Source organism: Streptomyces sp. NPDC058964 (assembly GCF_042741275.1).
In the GTDB taxonomy this organism is placed as follows: Bacteria; Actinomycetota; Actinomycetes; order Streptomycetales; family Streptomycetaceae; genus Streptomyces.
The window spans coordinates 1466-5032 of sequence record NZ_JBHYKH010000557.1 but is presented as its reverse complement, the minus strand read 5'-3'; the positions used below and the strand labels follow the sequence as shown (position 1 = coordinate 5032).

Below are 3567 nucleotides of genomic sequence, written 5' to 3'. Positions count from 1 at the left end.
CTATGGCGTGCCCCAGCGCGTTCACGCGCGCGTCGCAGGCACCGTGAACGACTGCTTGGTGGGGGTACTGGGGCCCTCCGTGGTCGGGGGCACACCCTGGCCGCGATACTGCGCCCAGGGCGGCCCCATGAACGTACCGACCAGTCGGACCGGACGGAAGGCCGCCGGACGGTCAGAGGAGGAAGGGTTGGTCACACACACGCGAGCACCGGTCGATCGCGCGCGACTAGGGGAGTTGGTACGCGCACGGCGGTTGACGCTGCTCGAACGCAAGAGGGGTTCATGTCGGTCAGGGCTACGCGGGTGATGAGTGCCGCGTGCCGGGTCGCGGGGCTCGATGACAGAGGCGCAGAGCTGATCCGTCTCGGTGGGAACGCGTTGTTCCGTTTGGTCTCGGTGCCAGTGGTCGTTCGCGTGGCGCATGGCGAGGAGTGGCTGCCGAAGGCCCGGATCCCGGCCACCGGCGGCGAGGACCGGACCGCCGTCACTGCTCCGGCGCGAACGGCCGGCGCAGGCAGCCGACGAGCCCGGCGCGGTTCGCGGAACGTCGGACCCGGACGAAACGCTCGGTGGCCTCACGCGTGTCCCCGCGCTCCTCCCAGGTCCCGTCTCAGGTGTACGACCGCAGCCAGCGCACCTTCTCCGCGTCCTGGAAGGGACCGCCGCCCTCGTGATCGTTGAAGTCGTAGACCTCGATCGCCTTGTCCTCGTGCGCCCAGGCGTTGAAGGCCGCGAAGACCGTCGACGGCGGGCACGTCTGGTCCTCCAGCGCCGTCGAGAACAGCGCGGGGGCCCGCCCGCGGGCCGCGAAGTGGACGCCGTCGAAGTAGGAGAGCGTGCGCAGCACTTCGTCGAAACGGCGGCGGTGGGTCTTGAGGTAGAGGCCTACCTCCCGGTACGGATGACGGTCCGTCAGCGTCGTCGCGCGCGGGAAGTCGCACAGGAACGGCACGTCCGGGGCGACGGCCGTCAGGTCCGGCATCAGCCCGCCGACGGCGATCGTGATGCCGCCGCCCTGGCTCCCGCCGAGGGCGACCGTGCGTGCCGCGTCGGTCAGCGGGTGCGAGCGGGCCGCCTCGACCGCGCGCACCGCGTCCGTGAACACCCGCCGGTAGTAGTAGTTCTCGGGCGCGTCGACGCCCCGCGTCATGAACCCGGGATACGCCGGGGCGCCGCCCACCGGGTCCGCGGTCCCGCCCCCGCCGCCCCAGGCACTGCCCTGGCCACGGGTGTCCATCACGAAGTGCGCCCGGCCGGTCGACGCCCACAGCAGGTGCTCGTGCGGCAGACCGCGCCCGCCGCCGTAACCCACGAACTCCACCACCAGCGGCAGTGGCTCCTCGGCTCCGGCGGGCAGGAGCAGCCAGCCCTTGACCGGGTGACCGCCGAACCCCGCGAAGGTCACGTCGTACACCCGCACCGCCGTCAGACCCACGTCCACCGGTTCGAAGCGGGCGTCGAGATCGTGCTCGCGGGCCTCCTGAAGTGTCTTCGACCAGAAGGCGTCGAAGTCCTCGGGCTCCGCGGACTCGCTGCGGTACTCACGGAGCTCGTCGAGTGGAAGGTCGAACAGGGCCATCAACAACCGCCTTTGAGGAGTCGTCGTGCGGATGATCAACACCGTACGTGGAGGGTCGGAGGACTGGCCAGGCTCCTGGGACGGCCCGCGCCCGGCACGGCGCGTGACGTCCCCGGTCGATCCTGGTCAAGGACGCCTACCGCCTGCCCTGGTGGGAAAGCCGGAAACTCCCGATGGCCGGAACGCCGCCACCTCCGCCGACCACTCGCACGCCCTCAGGCCTTGCCCCGCGTCCATTCGGGGCCGGTGCGCGCCCAGTCCCGCTCCCACTCGCACATCCGGTGGCGCAGTGAGACATGGCGTACGGCGCCATGGCCGAGGAGCGTCACGGCCGCCGCTCCGCCCGCCGCGCACAGGCCGATGCTCACGGCGTGCTGCCAGACCGCCACGTCGTCCGGCGGCGGTGCGACGCCACGCCCCCGGGAGTCGAACCACACGTCCACCACATCACCCTGCCGGCTCCCCGCCGGGACGCGCGCCACGGCCGTGCGGGCCTCCCGGCCCGGCTCCGTCCAGCGCACCGTCGCCCGGTAGGCGCGCTCCCGGCCGCCCTGCACCGAGGGCAGCCGGTGGGGCGAGGCACCGATCACCTCGGCGCGGACACGGTGCCGTTCCGCCCGCTGCTCCAGGGCGACCGTCCGGGCCCCGTCATGGGCCCACAGCCCCGCCAGCACGCCGGCCAGGGGCGCACCCACCAGCAGCAGCAAGGCGACGGCCACCGCCGTCCACGCCTCCACGACGTCCGAGCGGCGCCGCAGCGGGTTGTGCCGCCGGCGCCGACCGCGAGCCCGGGTTCGCATGCCGACCTCCTCGCCGTCACCGGAGCCCGGGAGGCGGGACGGCCCGGACCGGGACCGGGTCACCGCTTCCCCCGCACCGCATACGCATGCGAGCGTCCACACCGGTTTCGTACCCCGTACGGAGCAGTTCGCTCACCTCGTGGACCGGCGCATTCCAGACGCACGGCCGCGGCGGGCGACCGGTTTGGACCAGCCGTGGAACCCGCCCGTACGTCCGGCACCACAGCGGAGCCGACCATGGCAAAGGGCCCCACAGCGGCGCTCGACACCCACTGGCGCGCCCCGGCCGCCCGGCCGCCCGGCCGTCCGGTCGCCGACGGTTCAGCCGAAGCGCTCGATGCGGATACGGTCCACCGGCTGGCCCGCCTCGACGAGCAGCCGTGAGGCGTGCTCGGCGAACGCGTTGGATCCGCAGACATAGGCCTCCCACCCACCAGGAGGCTGCTCGGCCAGGAGAGGCGCCACATGTGCGGCGGCCATACGTCCCACCCGCACACCCTCGGGGGCGCTGCGGGTGAACACCGGCGTCGTCTCCGTACCGAACTCCCGCGCGTAGATCAGTTCCTCGGGGCTGCGCGCGGACACCAGCAGCCGCAGCGGCACGGTGAGACCGCCCGCCCGGTGGTGGCGCACCATGGACATGAGCGGTACGACTCCGGAGCCGGCGCCGATCAGCAGCGCGGCCCGGTCGCCGGGCCAGGCGAAGAAGCCGCTGACCGGGCCGCGCACCTCGACGGTGTCGCCCGGCCCGGCCTCCGTGTGGAACCAGCCGGAGACCTCACCGCCCTCGACGTGGTCCAGGGTCAGTTCGATGTGCCCGGAGTCGTCGGGCGCGGACGCGATCGAGTAGTGGCGCTGCGCCACATAGCCGTCCTCCGCGGTGAGCCGCAGCATCAGGTGCTGCCCGGGCAGGTGCCCGGCCCAGCCGGGCACCGCGAACCGGAACGTGGCGGCGTGCGGCGTCTCGCGCCGGACCTCGGTGAGGGTGGCCGTCTGCCACACCGTCGCCGCCCGGTCGTCGACGGCGATGCGTCCGGGTACCGCGAAGCGGGTCGGGGGAGTGAAGGTGTCAGTCACCGGAGTACCGCTGCTCCTCCCACGGGTTGCCCCGCGCGTGGTAGCCGTTCCGCTCCCCGACGCCCGGCGAGTCGGGGTCGAGCCGGGTGATGCCGGCGATCCACGTGGCGC

The 3567-nt window shown here is 73.2% G+C and carries 3 protein-coding genes and 1 pseudogene; all 4 read right to left on the bottom strand.

What is annotated here, in order from left to right; translation table 11 throughout:
* Positions 1–610 precede the first annotated feature (610 nt).
* Complete coding sequence (locus ACFW2E_RS40060) at positions 611–1579, bottom strand: acetylxylan esterase (RefSeq protein ID WP_384474978.1); 969 nt, start codon at positions 1577–1579, stop codon at positions 611–613.
* Positions 1580–1794: 215 nt separating this feature from the next.
* Positions 1795–2379, bottom strand: a complete 585-nt coding sequence (locus ACFW2E_RS40055) for a hypothetical protein (RefSeq protein ID WP_384474975.1) — start codon at positions 2377–2379, stop codon at positions 1795–1797.
* Positions 2380–2700: 321 nt separating this feature from the next.
* Complete coding sequence (locus tag ACFW2E_RS40050) at positions 2701–3456, bottom strand: ferredoxin reductase (protein ID WP_384474972.1); 756 nt, start codon at positions 3454–3456, stop codon at positions 2701–2703.
* Positions 3449–3567: pseudogene (locus tag ACFW2E_RS40045) on the bottom strand (sulfite oxidase-like oxidoreductase); the annotation flags it as partial. The gene ACFW2E_RS40050 and the pseudogene ACFW2E_RS40045, both read right to left, overlap by 8 nt.